The 24,294-nt window shown below is 59.7% G+C and carries 29 protein-coding genes and 5 pseudogenes; 23 read left to right on the forward strand and 11 right to left on the reverse strand.

Features of this window, described 5'->3' with window-relative positions; translation table 11 throughout:
- Positions 1-20 precede the first annotated feature (20 nt).
- The 9 genes and pseudogenes from J7359_RS15190 to J7359_RS20000 form a co-directional block, all read left to right on the forward strand.
- Positions 21-2,192, forward strand: coding sequence for a ParB/RepB/Spo0J family partition protein (locus J7359_RS15190; RefSeq protein ID WP_209057872.1), 2,172 nt, complete (start codon positions 21-23; stop codon positions 2,190-2,192).
- 99 nt (positions 2,193-2,291) lie between these two features.
- Positions 2,292-2,813: pseudogene (locus J7359_RS20255) on the forward strand (hypothetical protein).
- Positions 2,759-2,989, forward strand: a pseudogene (locus J7359_RS20260) (chromosome partitioning protein ParB); the annotation flags it as partial. The pseudogenes J7359_RS20255 and J7359_RS20260, both read left to right, overlap by 55 nt.
- A gap of 6 nt (positions 2,990-2,995) precedes the next feature.
- Positions 2,996-3,277 (forward strand): annotated as a pseudogene (locus tag J7359_RS15205) (hypothetical protein); the annotation flags it as partial.
- Between the two features lie 126 nt (positions 3,278-3,403).
- Complete coding sequence (locus J7359_RS15210) at positions 3,404-3,730, forward strand: type II toxin-antitoxin system PrlF family antitoxin (protein ID WP_209057874.1); 327 nt, start codon at positions 3,404-3,406, stop codon at positions 3,728-3,730.
- Positions 3,727-4,245 carry a type II toxin-antitoxin system YhaV family toxin gene (locus J7359_RS15215; protein ID WP_209057876.1) on the forward strand — a complete coding sequence of 173 codons (519 nt, stop codon included), beginning with the start codon at positions 3,727-3,729 and terminating at the stop codon, positions 4,243-4,245. Before J7359_RS15210 ends, J7359_RS15215 begins: the two co-directional genes overlap by 4 nt.
- A 215-nt stretch (positions 4,246-4,460) precedes the next feature.
- Entirely contained in the window at positions 4,461-4,760 is a 300-nt protein-coding gene (locus tag J7359_RS15220) for a type II toxin-antitoxin system RelB/DinJ family antitoxin (protein WP_027246657.1), read from the forward strand.
- Complete coding sequence (locus J7359_RS15225) at positions 4,747-5,022, forward strand: type II toxin-antitoxin system RelE/ParE family toxin (protein ID WP_209057877.1); 276 nt, start codon at positions 4,747-4,749, stop codon at positions 5,020-5,022. Before J7359_RS15220 ends, J7359_RS15225 begins: the two co-directional genes overlap by 14 nt.
- Before the next feature lie 141 nt (positions 5,023-5,163).
- Positions 5,164-5,415, forward strand: a pseudogene (locus J7359_RS20000) (methylase); the annotation flags it as partial.
- A gap of 261 nt (positions 5,416-5,676) precedes the next feature.
- On the opposite strand, the gene J7359_RS20005 reads toward J7359_RS20000, so the two are convergent.
- Together J7359_RS20005 and J7359_RS15230 are read right to left on the reverse strand one after the other, a co-directional pair.
- On the reverse strand, positions 5,677-5,916 hold the full coding sequence (locus J7359_RS20005; RefSeq protein ID WP_247740447.1) for a sugar transferase: 240 nt from the start codon (positions 5,914-5,916) through the stop codon (positions 5,677-5,679).
- Positions 5,913-6,359: a sugar transferase gene (locus J7359_RS15230; RefSeq protein ID WP_247740448.1), complete on the reverse strand. Its 447-nt coding sequence runs from the start codon at positions 6,357-6,359 to the stop codon at positions 5,913-5,915. Before J7359_RS15230 ends, J7359_RS20005 begins: the two co-directional genes overlap by 4 nt.
- Positions 6,360-6,575: 216 nt before the next feature.
- Between J7359_RS15230 and J7359_RS15235 the strand changes: the two genes are divergently transcribed.
- The 5 genes from J7359_RS15235 to J7359_RS15255 all read left to right on the forward strand — a co-directional run bounded on the left by J7359_RS15235 (position 6,576) and on the right by J7359_RS15255 (position 8,978).
- Positions 6,576-6,737, forward strand: a complete 162-nt coding sequence (locus J7359_RS15235) for a hypothetical protein (protein ID WP_209057878.1) — start codon at positions 6,576-6,578, stop codon at positions 6,735-6,737.
- Between the two features lie 337 nt (positions 6,738-7,074).
- The gene (locus J7359_RS15240; protein ID WP_209057879.1) at positions 7,075-7,725 is read left to right on the forward strand and encodes a TetR/AcrR family transcriptional regulator; all 651 of its coding nucleotides are present in this window, start codon (positions 7,075-7,077) and stop codon (positions 7,723-7,725) included.
- Positions 7,722-8,189: a VOC family protein gene (locus tag J7359_RS15245; RefSeq protein ID WP_209057880.1), complete on the forward strand. Its 468-nt coding sequence runs from the start codon at positions 7,722-7,724 to the stop codon at positions 8,187-8,189. Before J7359_RS15240 ends, J7359_RS15245 begins: the two co-directional genes overlap by 4 nt.
- Positions 8,186-8,695, forward strand: coding sequence for a hypothetical protein (locus tag J7359_RS15250; RefSeq protein WP_209057881.1), 510 nt, complete (start codon positions 8,186-8,188; stop codon positions 8,693-8,695). Before J7359_RS15245 ends, J7359_RS15250 begins: the two co-directional genes overlap by 4 nt.
- Positions 8,688-8,978: a hypothetical protein gene (locus J7359_RS15255; protein ID WP_209057882.1), complete on the forward strand. Its 291-nt coding sequence runs from the start codon at positions 8,688-8,690 to the stop codon at positions 8,976-8,978. The genes J7359_RS15250 and J7359_RS15255 overlap by 8 nt, the downstream gene beginning before the upstream one ends.
- A 91-nt stretch (positions 8,979-9,069) precedes the next feature.
- Here J7359_RS15255 and J7359_RS15260 read toward each other — a convergent pair whose 3' ends face one another.
- Together J7359_RS15260 and J7359_RS15265 are read right to left on the reverse strand one after the other, a co-directional pair.
- On the reverse strand, positions 9,070-9,321 hold the full coding sequence (locus J7359_RS15260; protein WP_209057884.1) for a DUF6552 family protein: 252 nt from the start codon (positions 9,319-9,321) through the stop codon (positions 9,070-9,072).
- On the reverse strand, positions 9,311-10,015 hold the full coding sequence (locus J7359_RS15265) for an SDR family oxidoreductase (RefSeq protein WP_209057886.1): 705 nt from the start codon (positions 10,013-10,015) through the stop codon (positions 9,311-9,313). Before J7359_RS15265 ends, J7359_RS15260 begins: the two co-directional genes overlap by 11 nt.
- A gap of 98 nt (positions 10,016-10,113) precedes the next feature.
- Between J7359_RS15265 and J7359_RS15270 the strand changes: the two genes are divergently transcribed.
- From J7359_RS15270 to J7359_RS15280, 3 genes are all read left to right on the forward strand, one after another.
- Positions 10,114-10,992, forward strand: a complete 879-nt coding sequence (locus J7359_RS15270; RefSeq protein ID WP_209057888.1) for a LysR substrate-binding domain-containing protein — start codon at positions 10,114-10,116, stop codon at positions 10,990-10,992.
- 585 nt (positions 10,993-11,577) lie between these two features.
- Positions 11,578-12,015 carry a hypothetical protein gene (locus J7359_RS15275; protein WP_209057890.1) on the forward strand — a complete coding sequence of 146 codons (438 nt, stop codon included), beginning with the start codon at positions 11,578-11,580 and terminating at the stop codon, positions 12,013-12,015.
- A gap of 237 nt (positions 12,016-12,252) precedes the next feature.
- A complete protein-coding gene (locus J7359_RS15280) occupies positions 12,253-12,708 on the forward strand; it encodes a hypothetical protein (RefSeq protein WP_209057892.1) in 456 nt (151 codons plus the stop codon).
- 9 nt (positions 12,709-12,717) lie between these two features.
- Here the strand turns inward: J7359_RS15280 and J7359_RS15285 are convergent.
- Positions 12,718-13,475, reverse strand: a protein-coding gene (locus J7359_RS15285) for an IS5 family transposase (RefSeq protein WP_209057894.1) whose coding sequence is annotated in 2 segments (ribosomal slippage) — positions 12,718-13,151 and positions 13,151-13,475 — 759 coding nt in all. Because the reading frame shifts where the segments join, the coding sequence is not laid out codon by codon here.
- A 250-nt stretch (positions 13,476-13,725) separates the two neighbouring features.
- On the opposite strand from J7359_RS15285, the gene J7359_RS15290 reads away from it, so the two are divergent.
- Positions 13,726-14,685: an IS110 family transposase gene (locus J7359_RS15290; protein WP_209057896.1), complete on the forward strand. Its 960-nt coding sequence runs from the start codon at positions 13,726-13,728 to the stop codon at positions 14,683-14,685.
- Between the two features lie 66 nt (positions 14,686-14,751).
- Here the strand turns inward: J7359_RS15290 and J7359_RS15295 are convergent, their stop codons facing one another.
- Both J7359_RS15295 and J7359_RS15300 read right to left on the reverse strand, forming a co-directional pair.
- Entirely contained in the window at positions 14,752-15,759 is a 1,008-nt protein-coding gene (locus J7359_RS15295; protein ID WP_209057902.1) for a dienelactone hydrolase-related enzyme, read from the reverse strand.
- Positions 15,749-17,326 (reverse strand): hypothetical protein, encoded by a 1,578-nt coding sequence (locus J7359_RS15300; RefSeq protein ID WP_247740449.1) that lies wholly within the window; start codon positions 17,324-17,326, stop codon positions 15,749-15,751. Before J7359_RS15300 ends, J7359_RS15295 begins: the two co-directional genes overlap by 11 nt.
- Before the next feature lie 408 nt (positions 17,327-17,734).
- On the opposite strand from J7359_RS15300, the pseudogene J7359_RS20010 reads away from it, so the two are divergent.
- The 3 genes and pseudogenes from J7359_RS20010 to J7359_RS15315 form a co-directional block, all read left to right on the forward strand.
- Positions 17,735-17,968 (forward strand): annotated as a pseudogene (locus J7359_RS20010) (hypothetical protein); the annotation flags it as partial.
- Between the two features lie 638 nt (positions 17,969-18,606).
- Positions 18,607-19,863 carry a replication initiation protein RepC gene (gene repC / locus J7359_RS15310; RefSeq protein WP_209057904.1) on the forward strand — a complete coding sequence of 419 codons (1,257 nt, stop codon included), beginning with the start codon at positions 18,607-18,609 and terminating at the stop codon, positions 19,861-19,863.
- The gene (locus J7359_RS15315) at positions 19,860-20,180 is read left to right on the forward strand and encodes a hypothetical protein (protein WP_209057906.1); all 321 of its coding nucleotides are present in this window, start codon (positions 19,860-19,862) and stop codon (positions 20,178-20,180) included. Before repC ends, J7359_RS15315 begins: the two co-directional genes overlap by 4 nt.
- Positions 20,181-20,241: 61 nt before the next feature.
- Here J7359_RS15315 and J7359_RS15320 read toward each other — a convergent pair whose 3' ends face one another.
- The gene (locus J7359_RS15320) at positions 20,242-20,712 is read right to left on the reverse strand and encodes a hypothetical protein (RefSeq protein ID WP_209057907.1); all 471 of its coding nucleotides are present in this window, start codon (positions 20,710-20,712) and stop codon (positions 20,242-20,244) included.
- An 18-nt stretch (positions 20,713-20,730) separates the two neighbouring features.
- Here J7359_RS15320 and J7359_RS15325 point away from each other — a divergent pair, with 18 nt between their 5' ends.
- Positions 20,731-21,252 (forward strand): hypothetical protein, encoded by a 522-nt coding sequence (locus tag J7359_RS15325; protein WP_209057909.1) that lies wholly within the window; start codon positions 20,731-20,733, stop codon positions 21,250-21,252.
- 299 nt (positions 21,253-21,551) lie between these two features.
- Here the strand turns inward: J7359_RS15325 and J7359_RS15330 are convergent, their stop codons facing one another.
- Positions 21,552-21,860: a type II toxin-antitoxin system RelE/ParE family toxin gene (locus J7359_RS15330; RefSeq protein WP_209057911.1), complete on the reverse strand. Its 309-nt coding sequence runs from the start codon at positions 21,858-21,860 to the stop codon at positions 21,552-21,554.
- Positions 21,857-22,099 (reverse strand): type II toxin-antitoxin system ParD family antitoxin, encoded by a 243-nt coding sequence (locus J7359_RS15335; RefSeq protein ID WP_209057913.1) that lies wholly within the window; start codon positions 22,097-22,099, stop codon positions 21,857-21,859. Before J7359_RS15335 ends, J7359_RS15330 begins: the two co-directional genes overlap by 4 nt.
- Before the next feature lie 138 nt (positions 22,100-22,237).
- On the opposite strand from J7359_RS15335, the gene J7359_RS15340 reads away from it, so the two are divergent.
- Positions 22,238-22,471, forward strand: a complete 234-nt coding sequence (locus tag J7359_RS15340) for a hypothetical protein (RefSeq protein WP_209057915.1) — start codon at positions 22,238-22,240, stop codon at positions 22,469-22,471.
- A gap of 443 nt (positions 22,472-22,914) precedes the next feature.
- Here J7359_RS15340 and J7359_RS15345 read toward each other — a convergent pair whose 3' ends face one another.
- A complete protein-coding gene (locus tag J7359_RS15345; protein ID WP_209057917.1) occupies positions 22,915-24,180 on the reverse strand; it encodes an SLC13 family permease in 1,266 nt (421 codons plus the stop codon).
- Positions 24,181-24,294: the final 114 nt, after the last annotated feature.

Consider the following 24,294-nt stretch of genomic DNA (forward strand, 5'->3'; position numbering starts at 1 on the left):
CCCGTCGTGGAGAAGATCTGATGGCGAAAGCAACCCAGAACGTCGTCCTGTCCCCATCGCGGGATATCCCCTTCAAAAATCTCGTGCTGAGCCAGTCCAACGTGCGTCGCATCAAGGCCGGCGTTTCGGTCGAAGAACTGGCCGAGGACATCGCCCGCCGCGGGCTCCTGCAGAGCCTGAATGTCCGGCCGGTGCTTGATGCCGATGGTGTCGAGACCAACATGTTCGAGATCCCGGCCGGTGGCCGCTGCTTCCAGGCGTTGTCGCTCTTGGTGAAGCAGAAGCGGCTGGCGAAGACCGCACCGATCCCCTGCATCGTTCGGGATGCCGCTTCCGAGATTCTGGCCGAGGATGACTCGCTTGCGGAGAACATGCAGCGCGTCGCCCTGCACCCGCTGGATCAATTCCGCGCCTTCGTGGCTTTGCGCGAGAATGGTCAGGGCGAAGAGGCGATCGCAGCGGCGTTCTTCGTGTCGCCGCAGATCGTGAAGCAGCGCCTAAAGCTCGCCTCCGTGGTCCCTGCCCTGCTCGAGGTATATGCCGAGGATGGCATGACGCTGGAACAACTGATGACCTTAACGGTGAACCCGTTTCACGCGCGTCAGGAGCAGGTCTGGCATGCGGTGAAGAGCTCCTGGCACAAAGAGCCCTACGCCATCCGGCGCATGCTGACGGAAACCTCGGTCCGGGCCTCGGATCGCCGCGCGGTCTTTGTGGGTGTCAATGCCTATGAGGCGGCGGGCGGTGTCGTGCTGCGTGATCTCTTCCAGGGCGATGACGGTGGCTGGCTCGAGGACCCTGCTCTGCTCGACCGGCTGGTCACCGAGAAGCTTCAGGCCGAAGCCGAGGCGCTGGCCTCGGAGGGCTGGAAGTGGATCGAGGTGGCGACCGACCTGCCCTATGGCTACAGCCACGGTCTGCGGCGTCTCGCCGGTGATCCCGCACAGATGACCGACGAGGAAAGCGCGTCTCACGCCGCGCTTCTCGCCAAGTATCGTGCGCTGGAGGAGGAATACTCTGGTCAGGACGAATATCCCGAGGAGATCGACGCGCAGCTCGGGCAGCTCGAGATGGCGATGGAAGCGCTCGAACAGCGGCCCTTGATCTACGACCCGGCCGAGGTCGGGCGCGCGGGCGTCTTCGTGACGCTGGATCGGGATGGCAGCATTGCGGTCTATCGCGGCTATGTCCGGCCCGAAGACGAGCCGCGTGAGGAGTCCGCGGTCCAGGATGGTGATGCTGCGGATATCATGGGGCAGGGGGGTGATGTCGGCGGTTCCAGCTGGAAACCGTCAGTGACGTCCGGGGGCGGCACCGTCATCACCTCAGACGGGCAACCGATCGGCGCGGATGCGTGCGAGGAGGACGACGACGGGGCGCTTAAGCCGTTGCCTGAGCGGCTGGTCATGGAACTGACCGCCCATCGGACACTCGCGCTGCGCGAGGCCATCGGGCGCTCGCCGGACGTCGCGCTGACGCTCCTGCTCCTGAAGCTCGTGACGGACACCTTCCGCACCTCCTCTGCGACGGGCAGCTGTCTCGAGGCATCGGTGCGCCATGTCTACATGTCGGCGCAGGCGCCCGATTTGAAAGACAGCGTCGTGGCCAAGCTGGTCGACGAACGGCAAGCCGCCTGGGAGGCCGATCTGCCGCTCGACGACGATGTTGCGCTCTGGGATTATCTGTCCGTTCTCGACGAGGGCAGCCGTCTGGCGCTGCTGGCGCACTGCCTAAGCTTCGGGATCAACGCGCTCCATGTGAAGGTGAACCCCTACGGTGCGGGCATCTCCGCCAGCGGCCTGACCCGCCGCATGGCGCATGCCGATCTCGTGGCGCGCGCGGTGGATCTCGACCTGGTCGAGGCAGGTTGGGAGCCGACGGTCGATGGCTATCTCAACCGCGTGCCGAAGGCCCGGATCCTCGAAGCCGTGCGCGAGGCTAAGGGGGAGGGGACCGCGCAGCTTTTCGACCACCTGAAGAAGGGTGAGATGGCGACCGAAGCCGAGCGACTCCTCAAGGGCACCGGCTGGTTGCCCGAGGTCCTGCGCCGGGCCGATCTGGTGGCATGCGACGGCGAGGCGATTGCAGAAGGGCAGGGGGAAGATGCGGGCGCGCCCGACGACATTGATCTCCCCGCCTTCCTGACGGCCAACCTGCCGGAGAACCCCGCGTCGATGATGGCCGCAGAGTGATCTGAGCCATCCGGGGGCGGGGAAACCCGCCCTCATTCCAACAAAAGCCAGCAATATCAATATGCTGAATGCGAACACTCGCATTCGGGATGAGGAATCATGTCTGCGACCACCATCATCGTCACAGCTCCCCTTGGGGCGCTGATCCGCTATACCGACGGCAGTTCGAAGCCGCCGGCACGCTTCACCAAGAAGCTTGCCGCCTGGAAGAGATCGAACGACGTTGACCGTCTCGTGAAGAAGGAGCCGCCCCGACCGTATCCGACCTGAACCGCTCCGGGCTCCTTCACGCTGCATGAAGGGAACTTCTCTTCGGACGGGGTGATCCTCGTCACCATCATGCGCAGCCATTCGGCGGACAGCCGTCTGATCTTCGAGGTGGCTGAGGCACCGAAGCCTGGGCAGGTCCGCGTGCTCCTCGACTTCGGTGGCAATACCGAGCTGCTGCATTTGGCGGAGTCGATCACCGCGGCCGAGGTCTGGATCGCGCGGGAGGGCTATCGCAATGCACGGCTCGAAATCGTCGGCGCCGAGGGCGGCGAAAGGGCAGGCGCTGACGTCAGACAGGCCAGACGCCTGAGACGATCGCCAAGACATTCGGCACGACGGTTGCCGCCGTGAAAGGCCGGTTGCGCTATGGGCTCATCCATCCTGACATTCGCGCTGCGGCCCGCGCCAAGACGAGCACGCCCGACACGATGAAAGCCTTCGCCGAGCACCCGAGCCAGGAGGCGCAGCGCGAGGTCTTCGAGGCGCTTGCGAAAGACGGCGGCTATCTGCAGGCCTACACCGTCCGTCATGGCTGGCGTCAGCGCTGCCGGGATTGGGCTGCGATCCCGGACTACGAGGAAGGCGACAAGATCAGGCTTGTCACCCCTGTGACGCTCACCGATGGCAGCACCTGCCAGATCGTCACCGCGACGCACTACAGGCGGGGGCGGCAAAAACGCCGCTGCTACCGCATCGAGGAAACTGGCGGGCTCGTGCGGCTCTCGAAGGCCCCGCTTGCAGGCTCGGAGCTGCTCAGTTCCGCGAAGGGTGCGGCAAGCCCAGTGCTGGCGGAGTATTTTGCGGCGCGAGAATAGGGGCTGCGCCGGTGGGTTGCTCGACCCGCCCGGCGAGAGCAGATCCTGCGGCTTACCTTGACATGGTAATGCAAATGCATTACCTGTCGGTGGACAGCAAAGACCCTCTTCTTTCAGGAGACTGCCATGACAGCGCTCGCACAAGATGTCTCGAAACTCACGGATCGGTATCAGACGACCGTGCCGGCGGGTGTGCGCAAACAGCTCAAGCTGGGCAAGGGCGACCAGATTCGCTACTGCACCGAGCCGAGTGGCAGGGTCTATATCGAGCCCGTGCGCAGCGACGAGGAAGATCCCGTGCTCGGAGTCTTTCTCGATTTTGTCGAGGCCGATATCAAGGCGCATCCAGACCGCATTCGGGCGTTCGATGGGGCTTTGCATGACCGTCTTGCAGCTCTGGTCGGAGACGTTGACGTCGATCTCGATGCGCCGCTATCGCGCGAGGATGAATGAGCGGCGATAGCGTGGCCGCCCAAGCGCCCCTTGTCGTAAACGGATGGTCGATTTATGGGCATCCGCTCTTTCTGGACCAGCTCGAAGGGCTGATCGAGGAGGTTGAGACACGTAGGGCGCGCGATCCCAAGACCTGGCAGAAGAAGAACTGCGCGAAGCGGCTGGCCGCCATCTTCAAGCTGGTCACCGAGGCCATACCGGCAGATCCCGGTGCCGCCGCCTTCCGGCAAGGCGGCACACTCGGCGATCACCGCAAGCACTGGTTCCGGGCGAAATTCTTCCAGCAGTATCGGTTGTTCTACCGGTTCAACAGCGATGCGAAGATCATCGTGGTGGCATGGGTGAACGACGACAAGACCCTGCGCGCCTACGGCAGCAAGACGGATGCTTATGCGACGTTCAAAGGGATGCTGGAAGATGGCAATCCACCTGACGATCTCGACGCGCTCTTGAAAGAAGCTGCGGCGGAGGACAAGCGGTTCGAGATGTCCCTTGACGCGGTGCCTGACCGGTAAGCGACCTTTAGAAGCCTTGCCGTGGCCCAGGGCCTGCTCGGAGCTGCTCAGCTCTGCAAAGGGCGAGGCCAGTCCTGTGCTGGCGGAGTTTTTGGCGGGTCAGGGTGGCTGAGTTTCTCGCTGAGACAACACCACGGAACCACGCGCGCACATACTGCCGACTTGAAGCTGTATCGCAAATGAGATACATGATTCCCATCAACTGGAGGACCATCATGCCTGCCCAGACATCCATGCTTCATGTCCGTGTTGACGATCAGCTGAAAGCACAGGCTTCGGACGCACTTGCGGGCGTCGGTCTGACGCTCTCCGACGCGGTGCGTATTCTTCTGACCCGCGTGGCCGCAGAAGGCGGCTTGCCTGCCGGATTGACTGCTGATCCGGATGCCTATGACGCCTGGTTCCGGGCGAAGGTACAGGAAGCGTTGGACGATCCACGGCCCACAACGCCCCATACGAAGGTGATGCAAGACGCCCAGGCATTGATTGACGGGAAGCGCCTTGCCAAATCTTGAATGGAAAGCCACGGCCATCGCGGACCTGTTGGCAATCATTGACTACATTTCCGACGACGACCCGGATGCCGCTCAAGTTCTCAAAGATGAGATTGAACACAAGACGTCCCTCCTTCCAGAACGTCCTCATATGTACGGCGCGGGCCGTGTCGATGGGACCCGGGAGATGGTTGTTCGGCCAAACTACATCGTGGTTTATGCTGAAAGCCCTGAGTTTGTGACCATTTTGCGCATTCTTCATGCTGCGCAGCAGTGGCCATGATCGGCGTGTAGGCCCCCCGCTAAGAAATTGCCCGCTCTACGCGTTCAAAGTGTAGAGCGGGCTTTTTGTCCTTTGGAACTCAGACCCTGATCCAAAGGAAACCCCCATGTCTAGACCCAAACCGCAAACCCGGCTTTCTCAATCTCCGACGCTGATCTCGTCTCTGCCCTGAAGCAGATCGGCGCGGAGATCGACCATCAACCCCTGCGCAGCTCAGCGCTCGCGCGCATCATGCACGAGACGTTACACGGCAGTGATGCCGGCGGCGCCTGGGACTGGCGGATGGCGTACGACCTGATGCAGGCCGCAGCCATCCAGGTGCTGCTGCGTGGGGACGGCGCGGCGGGTGACATTGCCGCTGCGAAACTCCTCGCGTCCCGGCTGCTGACGGAAAGGGCATCATCAAAATCGCCAAGTTCCAGCGGGAGTTCGTCTGGCCGATCGAGAAGACCGCGGCGCTGCTCGACTCCATCGTCAAAGGCTACCCGATCACCGCGGCTTACTGACCATTACACACGCAAGCGGCCATTCTCGTGGCGGCGGGACCGAATTTCCGCGATGGCTTTCCTCGCCATCGCTGCTGAGTCCGACACCTTTGCTAATATGCCAAATTTCAGCCAGCGTGAACGAATGCGAGATCTTCAGCTTCGATCATCAGCAACCTGTGCGGCGCAGCACCACTGACACCGTGTGCATCAGGATCCTGAAATCCTGAGCCATGCTGAACTGTTGCTCATAAAGGTCGTCGTAGGCTGCACGAGCGGCAAAGGATGTGCTGTTGCGCGCCGAGATCTGCCAGAGGCCAGTGAGACCAGGACGCATGCGATAATAGGCGCTGCCGGGATAGATCTCCTGCTGTTCCGGCAACATCGGGCGCGGTCCAATCAGGCTCATATCGCCGCGAAGGACGTTCCAAAGCTGGGCAGTTCGTCCATCGAACAGGCGCGCAGAAACCGGCCGAATGGCGTTACCCGGGGGTCGTTCCGCAGTTTCTGCGTCCGGTCCCACTCGTCGCGCGCCGCTGGATCGGTCTCGAGGCGTAACCGCAACCGATCATCCGCATCGACGACCATGCTGCGCAGTTTCCACATACGATAGGTGCGGCCGCCTCGACCGACGCGCAACTGCGAATAGAAGGGCCTGCCGCCATCAAACATGACTAGCAATGCCAGCACGAAAATCAGCGGAATGATGAAAGGGGATGCCATCGCAACCAGAAGGCAATCGAGCGGCCTCTTGACCAGGCGGTGATACCTGCCCGCCTGCAAGGTATCAGCAACATGACAAAAAGAACTCGCGGAGAAGGAAGACTGTTGAAAAGACTGTTGAACAAGCATCACTAACTAACCCTAACACTCAGGTTGTGCTACACCGCCGGCCACACAAGCTTGCCGGTTGTGTGGCAGTAGTTACTCGCGCCTGACGTGCGCGTCATCCTGACATTTTGGATAGCTGTCCTTTCGGACAGATAGGTGTCGCAAAGTCGCCCGAATGCTCGCCCATGGTTCGCTGCGTTTCTGATGAAAAACCGTCAAGGCGAGCATCTGGCAAAGATGGCTTTGTCTGCACTGCAGAATGTCTGCGATCCTCTGGTGGCGAGGAACGAATTTCCCGCCTGTGTGTCCGACGCGATCATCCTCATGGGGGTCGGTCTGGGAGTTGGCGCAGTCGCCTTGGGCTGGGTGTCAGTCAGCTACGCCCTCCTCACCGCCTAAGGGCTATAGGGTGGAGACGAAGACGCGCTGCACATCGCATCATAGATTGTTGCCTTGGGCGCGGCGCTGACCGCGCTTCGGCGCAACAACCAGTCTGTCGCGTCATTCTGCCCATAGGCATTTACAGAGCTCTGTCTCGGCCCTCTCCGGATATTCGCTAGCCAAGCCATCGCTACGGCGCAGCTTCCCCAAACCGGCGGGGCCAAGCTGACCTTCCACGAACTGCAGCTTCCGGTGTAGCGTAAACGGTCCTTTCCGCCGGTGACAGAAACGGTTGAGTTTTGATATGTAAGCATTTTAGATTGACACGATACCAACCGGTTGGTATCTATTTGCTATGCCACGCCCAACCAAGCACTCTCCAGAACGCGGCGATGCCCGCACGCGACTGTTAGAATCAGCTAGGGATATCGTCCGCACCAAAGGCTTTGCAGCCACGAGCGTCGACGATCTCTGCAAAGCCGCTGATGTGACGAAGGGGGCGTTCTTCCATCATTTCAAATCAAAGGACGCACTCGGCGTCGCAGCAGCGGATTTCTGGGCAGAGACCACAAGGGCATTTTTCGCGAGTGCCCCCTATCACGCGCCCGCCGATCCACTCGACCGGGTGCTGGCCTACATCGCCTTTCGCCGCGAGATCATCGCAGGCGAGCTAGCCGAATTCACCTGCCTGGTCGGAACCCTCACACAAGAGGTTCACACGACTGCGCCGGACATTCGCGACGCGGCAGGGGCCAGCATCTTCGGTCATGCCGAAACGCTCGAGGCTGACATCGCCGCCGCCGCTGAGGATCGCGGCATTACGCCCGAAGGATGGTCACCGGCTTCGCTTGCCCGTCACTTTCAGACCGTCATCCAGGGCGGATTTATCCTCGCCAAAGCTGGCAACAACCCGGAGCTCGCGCGCGAGGCTTTGGATCATCTCGACCGCTACGTCCATCACCTTTTTGGTGTCAGCGCCACTCAATCAACAGGAGGCCTCAAATGACCGACCGACCCAGGTCACGCATGTGCATCTTTCTAAAGGACGGGGCCGAAGAAGCCGCCCGCTTCTATGCAGCGACCCTCCCCGACACGCGCGTCGATCACGTCCAGCCCATCGGCCCGAACATGGCGATGGTGCTCTGGACCTGCATGGGCACCCGCTACATGCTCATGGACGGCAACAAGGCCTTCGCGCCCAAGCATGACCATTCGATCTCCGTCGCCACGCTCGATCAAGCCGAGACAGATCGGCTTTGGGACGCGTTGACCGAGGGCGGCAGCGAAGGGAATTGCGGCTGGCTCTGCGACCGCTTCGGCGTGCATTGGCAGATCGTGCCGACCGCGCTGACCCATATGCTGTCGGACCCGGATCGCGAGGCCGCCGGTCGCGCGCAGGCTGCCATGATGGGCATGAAGAAGATCGACATCGCTACCATGCGCGCGGCGTTCGACAAGGTGCCCGCATGACGACCGTGACCTGTTCGTGTGGTGCCGCGGCGCTTGATCTCGATGGTCCACCAATCCTTGCAGCCGAATGCCACTGCACCTCCTGCCGAGCGGCAGCAGAGCGATTTGCGGCACCGGTGACGGAACCGAATAGCGGCACGCGTTTCGTCCTGCAACGGAAGGACAAAGCCAAAGTGGTGAAGGGCGAAGCGCATCTGGCCTCGTTCCGCCTGAGTGATGACGCTTCCACGCAGCGCATCGTCGCGACGTGTTGCAATGCCCCCATGTGGCTGGAGTTCAAAGGTGGGCATTGGATCAGCGTCTATGCCGCTCGTTGGCCCCAGGGTGAAGCGCCGCGGCCGGAGCTGCGCACAATGACCAAGGACGCCTCGGGAACGCTTTCGGACGATCTACCAAATGCCAAAACCCAATCTGCAGGTTTCATGGGGCGTCTTTTCTGGGCCTGGGTCCAGATGGGCTTTCGCAATCCACCCGTGGCCGATGTGAGGAGGACTCTGAATGACTGACAAAAGGATTGAAGTCGAAAACCCGAATACGGGCCGCAAGGAGCGGCTGGATCGGGCAAAATACGAGGCCATGCGAAACGCTCTGCTCCCTATCTTGCCCGATGTGCCGCCGGGCCTGAAGGTTGCCAAAGCAAAAGAAGCGCTCTTGCCTCACCTTGATCAGGACCTGTTTCCCGGCGGTGCGAAGGCGGGGTGGTGGCTCAAGGCCGTGCAGCTTGACCTCGAAGCGAAAGGCATCATCGCGAGAGCGGCGGGAAGTCCTGTGCGGCTATACCGGACATAAACCCCCTGTCAGAACCTATGGGTCAAAAACGGTCGATTCTGCCTGTGAAAGAAACGCTGAGTTTTGGCAATCCTTGTTCAGTCCTCGGCGGTCAGCTGCTGCTCATCCCGGCGAGCATGGCCCCGAGGGCGACCAGAGGGATCAGCATGATCGCCCTGTCGTTCCAGAGCACGCCGACGGCGAACCAGCCAAGGACGCCGACGAGGAACAGATAGAGGTTCCAAGGTATCCATCCGAAAGCCGTTGCCGTGCAACCCATAATCTGGATGATCGACGCGACCCATTTTATAGTGAAGGCTATGCGCCCTGCCGCTGGCGCAGTCACTGTGACATCAGACGGCACGGGTCAGCCCTCCGTCGATCCGCAGGTTCTGGCCGGTCATGTAGGCGGCCCCTTCGGACGCTAGCCACGAGATCAGGGATGACACCTCCTCCGCGTATCCGTAGCGCCCCATCGGGATGCGCGCGCGGCGATCCTCGGTCTCCGGCAGGCTGTCGATGAACCCCGGAAGGACATTATTCACGCGGATATTCTCGGCCGCATATTTGTCCGCATAGAGCTTGGTGAACGCAGCCAGGCCCGCACGGAACACGCCGGAGGTTGGAAAGAGCGGATCGGGTTCGAAGGCCGCGAAGGTCGAGATGTTGATGATCGCCCCGCCGCCCTGCGCCTGCATCAGTGGCGTGACCAGCCGTGTGGGCCGGATGACATTCAGAAGATAGACGTCCAGCCCCGTGTGCCAGTCGTCGTCCGAGATTTCCAGCGCGGGGCCTTTCGGGCCATGCCCGGCGGAGTTGACCAGGACATCCACCCGGCCCCAGCGATCCTTCGCTCCTTCCACCAGTGCGGCAAGGTCGTCCAACGCCTGGTTCGACCCGGTGATGCCGAAACCGCCCAGTTCCTTACCCAGCGTCTCACCCTTGCCGGATGACGATAGGATGCCGACCCTGAACCCATCCGCCGCCAACCGGCGGGCCGCATCCGCCCCCATGCCACTGCCGCCAGCCGTGACCAGTGCTACCTTTTCTACTGACATCGCGTGCTCCATCATTGCTCTGACTTCAATTTAGACAACCGTTGATAGGATTTCGCGCCAGAATTGATGTTGCGTGCCAGTAGGATTACTATCTCACCATGACCCAGCTTCCATCCCTCAATGGATTGCGTGCCTTTGATGCGGCAGGCCGTCATCTCAACTTCCGGGCCGCCGCCGACGAGATGGGAGTTACACAGGGGGCAGTGGCGCAGCAGGTGCGCCAGCTTGAAGCGCAACTGGGAGTGCCGCTGTTCGACAGGTTGCCGAAAGGGCTGGCGTTTACATCGACTGGACGCGGCTATCATGCCCGCGTTGCCACCGTTTTCGACGAGTTGCGCGCGGCCACCGAGACCCTTCGCCCGGAACCGGACAAGGTGCTGGTCAGCGTGACCCCGACCTTCGCGGCGAAGTGGCTAATCCCGAACCTGCCGGATTTCTCGGCCTTACACCCGAACGCCGACTTGGCGGTCTTCGCCACCGAAAGGGCGTCCAGTTTTCACGGGGACGGGATCGACCTGGCCATTCGCCAAGGCAAGCCGCCTTTCGGCGCGGCGTTGGAAGTCGTTCGACTGTTCCGACAGAAAGTCATCGCGGTCGCGGCACCCTCGCTCGTAGCGGAGCATCGCATGCCGCTCGACCTGGAGACTTTGTCACATCTGCCGAAACTGCACGATGCACATGATCTGTGGCCCGCATTTCTCAAGCAGCTCAAAGTCGAAAATCGGGGTGGGCATGGCCTACGGTTGAGTCAGACTGCCTTGGCAATAGACGCGGCCCTCTCGGGCCAAGGCACGGCCCTCGTCAGCAGCTTTCTCGTGCGCCGCGACATCGCTGAAAAGCGCCTTGTGCAGATCCACCCGGAGGCCCTTTCCGGAGAGCAAGATTTCTACTTGCTGGCCGCGCGCAGTCAAAAGCGCAGGCCGTCAGCCCAAGCCGCGTTCGATTGGTTCGCATCGAAGGCTGAAGCCGAAGCATGACTTCGTGTTTTCGCAGTAGGGTAGACGTAAACCCATTGCCAGAACCTGCGGGCCAAACACGAGCGTTTTTGGCGCGCGACCGCATGTTGCCGAGATCGCAAGAAAATCTTGTGCCACAAACCCTTGGCGAAACCCGTTTTGGTTCTGTGACGTCTTTAGCCAGGTTCAGGCAAGCCGACATCCGGACGACGCGCAGCATCGGTAAACAGGGGCTCACTGCCGACCTCGGATGCGGTTCTGCATTGGCATTATCAGGCGCGCCTGGCGATGCAAGGACGGCCCATTCCTGCCGTTCGTCGTGTCACCCACCTACAACGCTGCTTCACTGAACCGGAGATTGATGCTGGCGCAGCGCATCGAAACTCTGAATCGCCTTCAAACAGACCGCTCTTCCCCGAGCTGATATGTCAGCGCCTTTCTCTTGTCATTCAGCGAAACTGACGTATTATCTTTGACAGGCGCTGCTCGCGCCTCTCCCCTCCGTTGGGAAAGCACACTTCATGCAGAGCACTCTGATAATCGAACCATCCGTTCGAGCACACATGAGGAGGGGTTGTGTAATTCGCTCGACCAGGAGGGTTTCGAATGAACCGACCAACTACGCCTATCTATGTTCTAAAGCGCCGTGCCAAGGAGCTATCCCGCGAACGCGGCATCCCGCTCCATGAGGCGCAAAAGCAGATCGCCAAACAGGAGGGCTTCGCGAGTTGGAGCTTGCTTGTCTCTTGCCCGACGGCGGCGCCAGTCGATACCAAGATCACGTCGCTTCCTGTCTCGCCTGCTGATCGAGCAAAAGCTATCGAGATCGCCAATTTCACTTTCGAGAAAGTCTTCGACCGGATCGAGCCGGACAATCCCACCGCGACGCGGGCTTTCTGGGATGCGGAAGACTATGTTGATAACAGATGGCTGGACGAGGGCATGCTGCCTATCGACCGAGATTATGCCCTGTCTTTGATAGAGGCGTTCCTTGTGCATCACGTAATCGATCTGGCGGTGCAAGCCGACAAGAAGAGCGCATAAACCACGAAACCGATACCGTACCCGGCAATTCCTCTGCTGGGTACGGTGCCCTTTCCAACGGCCCGAAGCCGACCTTCGTCCCTGGCTAGATGCATGGCAGGTGTCCGGCGTTACGCGACACCCATCATCGACGCTGGTCAACTGCTAACGAGCGGATGTCAACATCTCCGCAGATTTCCTTTAAGTTTGTGTATTTCTGGTACAAAGTTCCTAAAGGTACTCAAGGGAGATCACTCATTGGCAAAAGATCCAGTTCCAGATGAAATCGGCGATGTGGAAGCCGTTCGCAGGTTGTTGGCGAACGCAGTTCGCTTGAAGCGAGAGGATATCGCAAATGCGTGCCGAATCCGCATATATGAGTTATCTGGCCGTGACTACGAGGACCCTATTGAAAGACGATTGTGGCAAGCGGTAACCGCTTATGAGGAAGCTCTTAGGGAGAAGCATGGTCGTAAACAACAAGCTAGCTACACCCGTCGAAAGATCGCGGACAAGGGGGCTCTGCAAACCTTGACTGACTGGGCCCTTGATCCAAAAGTTACTCCGGGGTTCGAGGCTTTGGTGGCAGCCGATGCGGCTAAATTTACTGGAGAATACATCGTAGTCGAACATGCCGAAAGATTTCCAGTCGAAGCCGTGCAAGCCGCTCAATCTAAGCTAGAAGCCTATGGTGTTGTAGTCACGATATCTTAGGCTCAGGACTCATAGCCAATAAATGACGAGCGCCGCGAGTGCGATGGCGGAGAGGAAGACCTTTGGGCATCTGTCGTATCGGGTCGCCACACGTCGCCAATCCTTGAGCCTGCCGAACATGATCTCGATGCGATTGCGCCGTTTGTAGCGTCGCTTGTCGTATTTCACGGGCGTCTTGCGCTGCTTTCGGCCGGGGATGCAGGCGCGTATCCCTTTGTCTTTCAACGCGTCTCTGAACCAGTCGGCGTCATAGCCCCGGTCCCCGAGCAGCCATTCCACGTTTGGCAAGCTACCCAGCAAAGCCCGTGCGCCGATGTAGTCGCTGACCTGCCCGGCGGTGACGAAAAGATTGAGTGGGCGTCCCTGACTGTCACAGACGGCGTGCAGCTTGGTGTTCATGCCGCCCTTCGTTCGGCCAATCAGGCGTCCACGCCCCCCTTTTTCGCGGCCATGCTGGTCGCGGTTCGGTGGGCTTTGAGATAAGTCGCGTCGATCATGACCGTCTTTTCCTCGCCGTGATCGGCTGCCAGGCCAGCCATCATCTGCGCAAAGATGCCCTTGTCGCTCCACCGCTTCCATCGGTTGTAGAGCGTCTTGTGGGGGCCGTATTCCGCAGGCGCATCGCGCCAACGCAACCCATTGCGATTGATGAAGATAAGCCCGCTCAAGACACGCCGATCATCGACGCGGGGTTTGCCGTGGGACTTCGGAAAATAGGGCTCAAGACGCGCCATCTGGGCGTCGGTCAACCAGAAGAGATCAGACATGTTCACCGCTCGTTTTTCGAACCGTGAATCACGCCGCCTCGCAGAAATCAATGGGTCCTGACCCTTCTGTATCTGAGTTTTGCTAAACTTACCCCGTCACTGTCCCTGGCCAGGGACAGTGACGGGGTGGTGCGCGACGTCTGACCCTTGTGGCTTGACCACGCTTCTTAGCCTGTCGGCACCGCCTCTCTTCATCGTCTCGGACAGTTGATTGCGGCCATTCAGGACCGCGCACCAGAAGGAAGAGAGCATGGACAATCTATCACATGGCCGCGTTATCGGCATAGACGTCAGCCGTGACTGGCTGGATCTTCATTGCCTGCCCGATGGGCTTCAATGCCGAATGCCGAATGAACCAGAAGGTCACGCGACCGTCGCGGATCTTGCCCGCGATCGAGATGCCGTCGTTTGCTTTGAGTCGACCGGCGGACAGGAATGGCAGCTTTGGGAAACACTTGAGGAAGAAGGCGTCATCGCCCGACAAGTGCCGCCCGCTCAGGTGAAGGCATTCGCACGAAGCCGTGGCACGCGCGCAAAAACCGACCGAATTGACGCGGAGCTTATTGCCCGCTTCTTTGCCTTTCGACCCGATGCTGGTCGCCGCCTTCCCACAGAAAAGCTAAGATTACTCAGAGCTCTGACCTCAAAGCGGGCCCAGATCGTCGAAATGCGGAAACGTCTGCTGGCTCAGATCCGCGCGCATCAGAAGCTTGGCACAGCAGAGATGTTTGACAGCATCGATACCGAGTTGAAGCAACGCATCGACAGTCTGATCAAGGAACTGGAAGACCGGATCATCCAGGCCATCGCAAGCGACGATTTGCTGGCAGAGACCGCTGGTGTTTTGCGCTCCATCCCCGGGATCGGACCCGTAGCCAGCACAATGCTGATTGCCGAAATGCCTGAGCTTGGCACCATAACAGGCGAACAGGCTGCAGCTCTCGTAGGGCTCGCCCCTGTGGCGCAAGACAGTGGAACCCTCCGCGGGAAGCGGACCATTGCAGGGGGTCGCCGTACCCTGAGGCATGTGATGTTCCAGGCTGCTCTGGTCGCCGCGCATCACAACCCATCCATGAAGGCCTTTGCGGATCGTTTGCGAAAAGTAGGGAAACCGCACAAGGTCATCATAACCGCGGTTGCCCGGAAACTGGTCAACCTTGCTAACGCCCTGTGTAAAAGCCGTCAAAAATGGAAGCCTTCCACCGCGTGAGGGATACAGTTGCTAATACTGATCAAGGATAATGGACAGGAGTGCCGATTTCCTTGTCGATCCAGATCACACCTTTCGGTTGAGAAATTTCGCGGTGCCTATTCCGGCCTTGATGACGTAAGGCGGCAGGGTTAGGGAGTAGTGCCCGCAGTTCATTCTCGTAACATGCGACTGCGCCCCTGATCGGTCCAGCTCGGCAACGAGGCTCTCCGATAAAGCGGGCACCACGACAGTGTCTCGCTCTGCCAGCAGTATCTGGATTTCTAGACCAGAACGGGCCAGTCTATTAGCGTAGCTCTCAATGTTGAGCGGCGCCCACGCGCGGCGTAGCTCGCAAAGTGCGATCTCGCCTTCGAGGCTTGCGCGAATGTGGCGCGTAGCAATCCCAGTCCACACCATATCGGCGAGGCTACCGCCGGTGAGAAACAAGGCGGCCTTCGTGACCTTGGGTTCGTGAGCCGCGATCAGGCCAGCTACCCAGGACCCCAAGCTGATGCCGAGTACAGAGACCGTGCCGTATCCACGACGCTGCAAGAAGGCGACGAGCTGCCTTCCGTCTAGCACGGCCTGGCGAACAGACTGGATTGTGCGGCCGAGATTTGGGCTGAGCATGTAGTCGGCGTGATTAGATCCAGGGCGGTGGCGTTCGAGATGATATGGCATGGCCATCTCGACAACCGTGAGACCGCGCCACGTAAAAAAACGAGCAAGCTGCGCGTTCCGCGAGGTAGCGTTCCAGTGGTGGAAGACGATCAGGGCATGATCGGATGACCTGGCTGCCGTAACCTTGGCATGAACCGTGTTGTTCTCCGGAGTTTCGGTGCAAACACTCGATGGAAAGCTGATCCAGCCGTCTTTCCAGCTCGCCGCAGGTGCTTCCGTTTCTACACCGTAAAAGGAGGGAGAATCCGCGACGGCTGCAGCGGCGAGCGCGCGAAATTCAGCGAGACTGGCCACAGTCTCTGCCTTTGGAAACGCGAGATCTGAGCGGAGGTCCAGATTCGTAGTTTGCTTTACATCATCACTTCGCTTCCCGCGGCGCTCGTCCCAGCAGTCCAGCCAATTATGATACATTTAAGCGTACCATCTGCCGCTCGTAACGACTGCCGAAATAGGGATCGAAGAAGCCATAGACGGCAACGGCGAGCGCGATCGCCAGCAAGATCGAGAAGCCAGCCACGACACCGATCAGCAAGTAGACGAGGGCGAGGAACAAGACCGCGGTCGTGGGTCTCGCCAACGGCACCTGAACGGGAGTTGCGTTGCCGATGCGGATGGCGGCGTAGAGATACACCGTTCCCACCATCAGCGCCACAAGCAGACTCGTGAAATGGGTTGGCATACTGTAGTCGCCCCAATCTATCGGGTTGCCGAAGCTGGTCATGATCGACCCGGAGTCCGAGATGAGCCATCCCCATACGCTCGGCGCAGTAGTGACGACATACAGACTTTGTAGCTTCATGCACATCGCGACCAGAAGTCCGGCGACCGAAGCACGGAGGATCCCTCGCATGATCCTAGTTCCCGCCGACTGAGCTCTGTCAATGGGCACGATGCTCGGCTGCGGTCCCAAAGCCTTGCAGATATGTGCGAAGTCATCGACCAGATTGGATAGCAGGATGAGGCCCGCGATGAAGAGATAGAAGCACAGGCTCATGTAGAGATATGCGGCTCCGGTAAACGCGGCTTGCTTGAAGATCCCGAACTCGTCAGGCCGCACATAGGCCAGAGATCCCCAGTCTATCGCGAAAGCACCGTCACCATGCAGCACCGGAAGCAGGCGGACACTTACCCACTGAAAGACACCCGCGAAACCGATACAAAGCAAAAACGCGGCCCAATAGGTGTACGAAGATGCCTCGACCCGCTGCATCCATTGATCAGATCGGTCATGCTCACCGATACGGGATAGCAGTGCAGGGCGGTTCTCGTTCTTCCAGGTTGTCACTTGATCGATCACGAAAGCAAAGAAGATGGGCATCAAGATGAGGAAAACGACGGTCCAGTTTGGCGCCCAGAGAAAACCAACCTGCTTGGTGATGCCATCGTCGCGGACATAGGTGACGCTGTGGATTGACAGGAAGTATGACACGAACTGCAACGCGACGGCGCCGGCGAAGACCGAGGCGGGCAGGTTGAGGGGCGATCCGCGACTGAAGATTGCCTCCGAGACGCGAGCGAGATCGAACCACGGTTGGTGAATATCGCCCTGAACCTGTTCGGGCTTGATGTCCCCTGGTGGATCAACGTGCGCCTTTCCTGTCCCGCCGTCCGTCCGGTGGCGCGAATGCCGGCGGGCCGCCAGGCGAGCCTGAGATCTCATCAATGCAACTTGCCATGCACTCGACCCTTCCGGATCGTTGCAGCCTAGCACCCTGGCGAGCCACCTGATGTTGCTCGTGCTGATCCCCTTCTCGTTGTCCTTGAACCAGAGTTGAACTGTCCGCAGTTCGATCCCGGTACGGTTGGCGTCGATCTGTGAAATAGCCTCGGCAAGTAACTCGGGCGTCCACGGCCCCTGCGGGCATCCGTCGTGATCGACTGGGCGACCGATGCCGGTTGCCGCGACACGCATGAAAAGCGACTTGAAATCATCGTCGCATTCATCCGGTAGGGAAAAATATTTTCCGTTCTTGATCAAAGGTATAGTGGTCCAGATTTCGTAATGTTTCGTCTCTCTTCGTATCGTATCGTGACAACGCGCGCTAGCAAAGACACAGCGCGTGCTGAGGAAGCGGCAGAATACCGCGGCCCTCAAATCAAATTCTGACTGGTTCTGGACGCCTAAGTTTGATGGGATAGCATGATGAAGCACGGTGACCACACGACAAGGCGCGAAGCCATACTGACCCAGACATCTCGTAAGGGTGCTGCTGTCCGAGCGGTGTACCGCTGGAACACGGGTGAGATTTCGCAGATCTCGGTTCCTGCGAATTTCAGATTCGATCCTGCGGTCGCAGTTCGTCCCAAGGTCTACCCTCAGTCGGGCGTTGCCTCGCAGACAAAAGTGGATTAATCATATTACGTAATCGCTCTGCGAGTAGGTAGTATGTATATTCAACGCACTTTCCGTACGTCAATCTTGGGTCTGCTCTCCGTCAGCCTCCCTGTTTTCATAGCTGCGCCTGCCGGGGGCTACCCGATCGACTGCGCGATATTGCTCTGCCTTGCGGGTGGGTTTCCTGCATCCACTGAGTGCTCAGGGGCACATGCCGAGATGCTTCGGCGGATCACGCCGTGGCCGATCGAGCCGCCTGTTCAGTTCTGGCGTTGCCCGATGGGAGGTACCGTTGGCTTGTCGCGAAATGTCGGCGAGCCTTCCCCAGAAATCCGCATGTATCGCGATGGCATTGAGGTCTGGCAGCTGTCGAAGCGAACGACCAACAGCAGCGGCGGGCGGGAGTCTGAGGCCTACGCAGTGCGTAATTCCTATGATGCTGTCGGCACTTTCCAGCGTGTGTCCGTGGAACCTCTGGCCGTTCCACCATGGGCCGATGAACAGGTGCGGATCCATACCGGTACGACGCTCCTCGGCGATTTCGGAAGCTTTGACGCCATCCTGATGCGTCACCACGATTATCTGGGCGAACCCTCATACGAGTGGATCAGATACTGAGTGCCGAAGCGATAGCCTGCGTGGTGCCTGACCATCCGAGCATAACGCTCTCCGCATATTTGCGCTTAAACCCCAAAGAGGAGCACGAGCAGAATCAGACAGATCACCCGAAATTGAAAACCCCCCGCACGGGGTCCGCACGAGGGGGCTTTGGGGCGTAACACAGGTTTGGCGACCTGCATTGCTCACTAACGTTAAGAGCATAGTTACCTTCCCAACCCTGAAAATCAAGAGCAAAAACGCATCTGTGCGAACAGATCCGATATGCCTGCGGAACCTGTGCCTCAACAAACATGAGGACAGAGATGGCATTTCAGAGGGCGGCGCATCCCGCCGCGACGCGGGCCTACCGCGACACCGAAGACGAACACCCGAGGCTGCCGGGGAATATGCAGCGGGACAGCTTTGCGGCCCTGGTGGAGCGCGTGGCTCCACATCTGGGCGTTGGCCGGGCAGCTGCGAATACCTTTGTACGCCTGGCGTCGATGACCCGGCCGAGTGACTGGACCAGTCCCGACAGATCCCCTGTCATCTATGCCGCGGCCGGCGAGGTGGCAAAGATGCTGGATCGATCGCAAGTGCGCACGCGCGTGATCACCGCCGAGCTGGAACGCGCCGGGCTGATCGAGCGGAGGACAGCCGCGAATGGCAGCCGGTCGCGGGCGGCGGGAACCGGGCTTTACTTCGGCGCAGCGATTGCCCGCGCTGCGGAACTGATGGCGCTGGATGACCAATTGAAGGCCGAACGGCAGCAGGCGATCTTTCTGCGCGGCCAGCGGAGCACCCATAAGCGTCACCTGACTTGCGCACTGGATCGTTTGTTCGAGATCAGCCCGCACTGTCCGGAGGCCAAAGCGATCCGTCAGGAGGTGGAGGCGTGGCCTTCAGCCGAACGGCTTCATTGCATGGACCTCGCCGCACTCGAATCCCATGTGGATGAGGCGGACAGGCTGTGCAGAACCGTGCTGGATCTTCTCGATAAACGGGAAGAACCGAACGGTGAAACGTTCGAAAACAATCGACCCTATCTACAAGATACAACTAAAGAATCCTTGGTATCCTGTAACGAGACCGTGGATAAGCGGAGCGCGGGCAAGCCCGCGCAAGACAGATCCCATGTCGTGCCGCCTGACGGCGGCCCGAATTGCCGAGAAAAAGATGATGGGGCGGCCAGCGGAGCGCTCAAGAGCGAATTTATCGCCCGGCTTGGACCACAGAGGCTCTTCGATCTCGCCTCACCGGAAATGCAGCTCTATCTCAGCGGACGGGCAGAGCCGGAATATCTGCGATTCCACGATTTCGTCTGGGCTGCCGAGCGGCGGGTGCCGGAACTCGGGATCAGCCCCGATGCCTGGAACACGGCGCGCGAGGTGATGGGAGAGGACAGCGCCATGCTGTCGATCCTGATCCTGGATGCTCGCAAATCCGAGCCGGGCCATGTCATCTTCAAGCCCGGCGGCTACTTGCGGGCCATGACGGAACGATACCGCCGTGGCGAGCTGTACCTGATCCGCAGCCTGATCGGGCTCAGCGAACGCCAGAGGGCAGGGCACGGAACATGAAACCCGAAAAGTTAGCCGCCGCGATCCTGCTTCTGTCCTTTCACCCGGCATTTGCGCAGGCACCGATCTGTATCCCGCCGGAAGAGCCCTTCGTGCCGGCCGACGACGCAGCTTTCGGGGAATATGCCGACTTGGTGGCGGAAGACTTCGAACGGTATTTTTCGGAAGTCCGGCCCTACATCGCTTGCCTCGACGCCGCGCGGCAGGATGCCTTTGCCCGTGCGCGGGAAGTTTCCGCACAGCACGAGGCGTTTTGGAAACGGGCCGACGAGATGGGACTGACGGAGGAAGTCGCAACCGATGCCGACCCCGAGTGACGTTCCGGCCGATGCCGGTCCGGCGCTCGATCCTCAACGTCTCGCTGCCGGTTCCGGCATCCTACCAATAGCGGCGGCATATGTGCCGCGCGATCATGATGCCGGCAAGATCCTTGCCATCCGGCAACATGCAGCTTCCGATCCATCGATCATGGCTGCGCCTGCCATTCACGTGACAGGCGAGGGACTGACCCCTGACCAGTTGCTGCATGGCGGATTTTGCGCTCCGCCCGTCGGCGGTGCCCAGTTCGGCGCAGTCGAGAGAGCCGAAGCGGATGGCCTGACCCCGGACCTCGATAGTGTCGCCGTCGCGCACATCCGTCACAGGGCCGGCGATCTTTTCCCGCGCCAGGATGGGGACGAGCCATGGCACGTATTCGGGAAATCGCTCAACCGGGTCGATGGAGAGGGTCGACAGCGCCAGGAGGCTGAGGACAATAAGGGCAGGGGACTTCATGTCACGGTTTCTAGCAGAAAAGCGGGCTTTGTTCATGAAATGTTTCTCGCTCGATGCGAACATGGTAAACTCCATCTGAAAGGAGATCGAGCCATGACCCGGCCCATTCAGATCAGGACTGCAAGTCAGCGCGAAGTTGCGGCGTTCCTGGCGCGCCAACGCGATGAGGAAAGCAAAGCCGCCCAAGCCAGAGCGGCGCGCGATCGGCAGTGGCAGAAGGAGATCGACGAACTGGATCAGGAATGCGAGGCGTGGGAACAGGCTGCGGCCCAATTGCTGGATGAAGGACGGGAGCTCTTCGGGAGCGACACCGCCGCAGGTCAGGAAATGGCCCAGATCCTTGATGCCCGTGAACTGGCGGCGCGGCGGCGAACGACGGAAGCGGACCAGCGTGCCAGCTATAGCGGCATCACCTCCAATGAGGCTTTGAGACAGGCTGTCGGCCAGGTGGCACCACTGCACATTCTGATCTCGATTGTGCCGCTTCAATTCGTGGCCTTGATCGGCATGAACCCCACGGTCCCCGTCCTGATCGCCGCAGCCTATGTCAGTTTTTGGGTCTGGCTCCATTGGCGCAAGATCCTCGATCTTGCCGGGAGCGTTCAGTCAACATGAGCGTCTAACGCTCTCGCATCATGGGGGCAGGGGGGCAGGGGATCGCCATGATCCCTGTTTCAGGCAACTCAACGTGTGACGCATTTGCGGCGGTGCCGCTGAAGTTGCCGGTGATGCGCTAGCGTTAGCCGACGGAGCGAGACGGCCACGGATCGAGCGAACAGCGGCGCGGTCGAGGTCACCACCGTGCCGGGTGCGCGAGAAGTAATCGACGAGCTACGCCGACAGGGCCTGCAATTCGGCTTCGGTTGCCGGGGCACCGCGACGGGCGATGATCTCGTTGCGGCAATCAGCGTTCATCATTGCGGATCATCCTCGGGAAACAGCAGAGCAGCGTAGTCCCTCGCACCATGCAGCACACGGATCACGAAAACCTCGTTGTCATCGGCGCGATAGAAAATCTGGTAGTTGTCATGCACCCGCCGTCGAACGCCTTTTTGCGCGTAACGCGGCACCAGAGGGTGAGCCTTCGGCATCTGGCCGAGGCTGGCGCATTTGCCAGCCAATTCGGCCACGAAGGATTGCGCACGGGGCGGATTGTCCCGCGCGATGTAATCACCGATGGCGATCAGATCTTGCCGCGCTTCGGATGATAGGCGGACCTTCATGCAGAGGCATACCGCTGCGCGAGTTCCACAGCCACGTCTTCAATTGCATGAGTTTGGCCCGCCTCGATATCTGCCAAGCCGCGTTCTATGGCCATATCCAGCGCCGCAAGGCGCTTCTCGCGCTCTTCGACCAGCCGCACCCCTTCCCGCAGCACTTCACTTTTGGAGCCGTAGCGGCCCGATTCCACGAGCCGCTGGATGTAGGATTCCAAAGGTTTTCCCAATTCTGCGCTGATCATTGCGTGTTCTCCAATCTCGCCATGTGGTCAAGATAGGCGACTTATGAATTATTATCAATTCCGATCCCAGTGCCGCGCCTGCCATCCGCGCCGGTCGGCCAGCTTCTCGGCTATGCCTGCTGACGCGGAGTAGGGGGTATGCGTGCCGAGCTTGAAGCCGCCGGGAGGCCCTTTGGTCCGAGCGATCTGCTGATCGCGGCTCATGCCGGCGCTATTGGTGCGGTGCTCGTGACTGACAACACGGACGAATTTTCCCGCGTTCGCGGTCTGCGTGTTGAAAACTGGATCAGATCATCCCTGAGCCTGAGATTCGATTCATCGCTACTGAATGCGGTTTTCCAAGAGGGGCAGAGGCCACAAAATTATGCGTAATAACAAAGATTATGGAATATTCACAAATTAATACACGTTGAATCAGATATTTAGAGCGCTCCGCCCACCCCTGAACAGCCCTGCGCGGTTTGCCCCGCGTCCTACGCGGCACCTTCATAGAGCTCGAACTCCTGCGGGATTTCCCGTTCAAGGCGCACGATGTCATCGTGGGAGATGGTCATCTCCCGCTTCGGCGATCTGTTCAGAACCTGCTCCGGCCCGACACGCCTGCCGAGCCTTTCGGACAGATAGGCATTGGCGGCTGCCTGGTGGTCATTGAACTGATGCGGTTTTACCGGAGAGCTTTTGGTTCAATGATTAGGCTGCTTTTTCGTCAGCGTTCAAGCTTGCGTAGAATCCTGAGCTGCTGCCGGTTTCGTGGACACGAAGAAAGACCGCGAGTTTCCCTCGCGGTCTTTCCTCCGTCCCCAACGCCACCCGATCTACGGGAAGAACGGAAACAGGATCGGCAGCAGGATCATTGCGACAACCGTCGAGACCAGGATCAGCGGTAGACCGGCCTTCGTGTAGTCCATGAACGTATACCGGCCCGGCCCCAAGACCATGACATTGGCTGGCATGCCGATGGGGGTTGCATAGGCCAGTGACCCGCCGATCACGGTAGCCATCAGGACGGCTCGGGGATCGGCACCGATCTGTGTCGAGATCGACAGGCTGATCGGCACCAGAAGCGCGGTCGTCGCGGTGTTTGACATGAAGTTGGTCATCACGACGGCCAGCAGGAAGATGACCAGCAGGAAAACGAACATCGGCGTCTCGGGGCCGGTAACGCCAAGAACGGTTTCGGCGATCATCTGGCCCGCACCGGTTTTTTCCATCGCCGCAGCCAAGGACAGAATGCCACCGAAGAGGAAGATGGTCTTGGCGTCGATCGAACGATAGGCCTGCTGTTCGCTGATGACACCCAACAGGATCAGTGAAATGGCTCCGATGGCACCGGTGATATGAAGGCGGATTCCGATCTGTTGCTCGAACACCATGCCAAGAATGGTGACGAGCAGGACGATCAGAGATGCGTTCTTTTTCCATTGCGGAACGGATGACGTGGTCTCGTCAAGGCTATTGGCTGCCATTTCTTCGGTCTTGTGATCGGGCAGCAGCCTGAAGCCGATCGTGGCGGTGAAGAGGATACCTGCCAGCAGGATCGGCAGTCCGACAAGAGCATACTCGAAGAAACCAAAGCTGAGCCCATTCTCCTGCAACGCGGCTTGGGCGATCATGTTGCCGGGCGCTCCGATCAGGCTGAGATTGCCACCCATCGCCGCCGCAAAGACAATCGGCATCAGCAGGCGCGAGCGCGCAAACCCGGATTTGGCGGCGATGCCGATCACGACCGGAATCAGGACCGCTGCGGTGCCGGTGTTCGACAACACACCCGACATCAGACCGGTGATCAGCATGATCGCGACGACCAGTTGCCGTTCGGTCCTGGCAAAGCGCGTGACGAGACCGCCGATCTCTGCCGCCATGCCGGTCTGGAACAGCGCGCCGCCAATGATGAACATGTCGACGAACAGGATGACATTGCTGTTGACGAAGCCGTCGAAGGCCTCACCTGCGTCAAGCACGCCGGTCAGTACAAGGCCGACGCAGACGATCATGGCTGTCAGGGCCAGCGGAATCCGCTCCCACACGAACATGACGATCGCGAACAGCAGTAGCAGCAGGGTAATTGTTGCAGGGTCCATGGTTTCCTCCCAGGTTTCCGGTTCTGCCCCTCGTGTCTTAGGTGCAGGTCGAAACCGGGATACGTGGAAGGTTCGCGGCGATACATTCGCCAGAAATTATATTAATTCCTGCAA

The sequence above is a fragment of the Paracoccus sp. R12_2 genome, from assembly GCF_017744015.1.
Lineage (GTDB): Bacteria > Pseudomonadota > Alphaproteobacteria > Rhodobacterales > Rhodobacteraceae > Paracoccus.

Excerpts from the sequence above, each read along its gene's own strand:
- J7359_RS15190 (WP_209057872.1), top strand. The coding sequence starts at position 21 with ATGGCGAAAGCAACCCAGAACGTCGTCCTGTCCCCATCGCGGGATATC.
- J7359_RS15210 (WP_209057874.1), top strand. The coding sequence starts at position 3,404 with ATGACAGCGCTCGCACAAGATGTCTCGAAACTCACGGATCGGTATCAG.
- J7359_RS15215 (WP_209057876.1), top strand. The coding sequence starts at position 3,727 with ATGAGCGGCGATAGCGTGGCCGCCCAAGCGCCCCTTGTCGTAAACGGA.
- J7359_RS15220 (WP_027246657.1), top strand. The coding sequence starts at position 4,461 with ATGCCTGCCCAGACATCCATGCTTCATGTCCGTGTTGACGATCAGCTG.
- J7359_RS20005 (WP_247740447.1), bottom strand. The coding sequence starts at position 5,916 with ATGAGCCTGATTGGACCGCGCCCGATGTTGCCGGAACAGCAGGAGATC.
- J7359_RS15230 (WP_247740448.1), bottom strand. The coding sequence starts at position 6,359 with ATGCTTGTTCAACAGTCTTTTCAACAGTCTTCCTTCTCCGCGAGTTCT.
- J7359_RS15235 (WP_209057878.1), top strand. The coding sequence starts at position 6,576 with ATGGCTTTGTCTGCACTGCAGAATGTCTGCGATCCTCTGGTGGCGAGG.
- J7359_RS15240 (WP_209057879.1), top strand. The coding sequence starts at position 7,075 with ATGCCACGCCCAACCAAGCACTCTCCAGAACGCGGCGATGCCCGCACG.
- J7359_RS15245 (WP_209057880.1), top strand. The coding sequence starts at position 7,722 with ATGACCGACCGACCCAGGTCACGCATGTGCATCTTTCTAAAGGACGGG.
- J7359_RS15250 (WP_209057881.1), top strand. The coding sequence starts at position 8,186 with ATGACGACCGTGACCTGTTCGTGTGGTGCCGCGGCGCTTGATCTCGAT.
- J7359_RS15255 (WP_209057882.1), top strand. The coding sequence starts at position 8,688 with ATGACTGACAAAAGGATTGAAGTCGAAAACCCGAATACGGGCCGCAAG.
- J7359_RS15265 (WP_209057886.1), bottom strand. The coding sequence starts at position 10,015 with ATGTCAGTAGAAAAGGTAGCACTGGTCACGGCTGGCGGCAGTGGCATG.
- J7359_RS15270 (WP_209057888.1), top strand. The coding sequence starts at position 10,114 with ATGACCCAGCTTCCATCCCTCAATGGATTGCGTGCCTTTGATGCGGCA.
- J7359_RS15275 (WP_209057890.1), top strand. The coding sequence starts at position 11,578 with ATGAACCGACCAACTACGCCTATCTATGTTCTAAAGCGCCGTGCCAAG.
- J7359_RS15290 (WP_209057896.1), top strand. The coding sequence starts at position 13,726 with ATGGACAATCTATCACATGGCCGCGTTATCGGCATAGACGTCAGCCGT.
- J7359_RS15295 (WP_209057902.1), bottom strand. The coding sequence starts at position 15,759 with ATGTATCATAATTGGCTGGACTGCTGGGACGAGCGCCGCGGGAAGCGA.
- repC (WP_209057904.1), top strand. The coding sequence starts at position 18,607 with ATGGCATTTCAGAGGGCGGCGCATCCCGCCGCGACGCGGGCCTACCGC.
- J7359_RS15315 (WP_209057906.1), top strand. The coding sequence starts at position 19,860 with ATGAAACCCGAAAAGTTAGCCGCCGCGATCCTGCTTCTGTCCTTTCAC.
- J7359_RS15320 (WP_209057907.1), bottom strand. The coding sequence starts at position 20,712 with ATGGAGTTTACCATGTTCGCATCGAGCGAGAAACATTTCATGAACAAA.
- J7359_RS15325 (WP_209057909.1), top strand. The coding sequence starts at position 20,731 with ATGACCCGGCCCATTCAGATCAGGACTGCAAGTCAGCGCGAAGTTGCG.
- J7359_RS15330 (WP_209057911.1), bottom strand. The coding sequence starts at position 21,860 with ATGAAGGTCCGCCTATCATCCGAAGCGCGGCAAGATCTGATCGCCATC.
- J7359_RS15335 (WP_209057913.1), bottom strand. The coding sequence starts at position 22,099 with ATGATCAGCGCAGAATTGGGAAAACCTTTGGAATCCTACATCCAGCGG.
- J7359_RS15340 (WP_209057915.1), top strand. The coding sequence starts at position 22,238 with ATGCGTGCCGAGCTTGAAGCCGCCGGGAGGCCCTTTGGTCCGAGCGAT.
- J7359_RS15345 (WP_209057917.1), bottom strand. The coding sequence starts at position 24,180 with ATGGACCCTGCAACAATTACCCTGCTGCTACTGCTGTTCGCGATCGTC.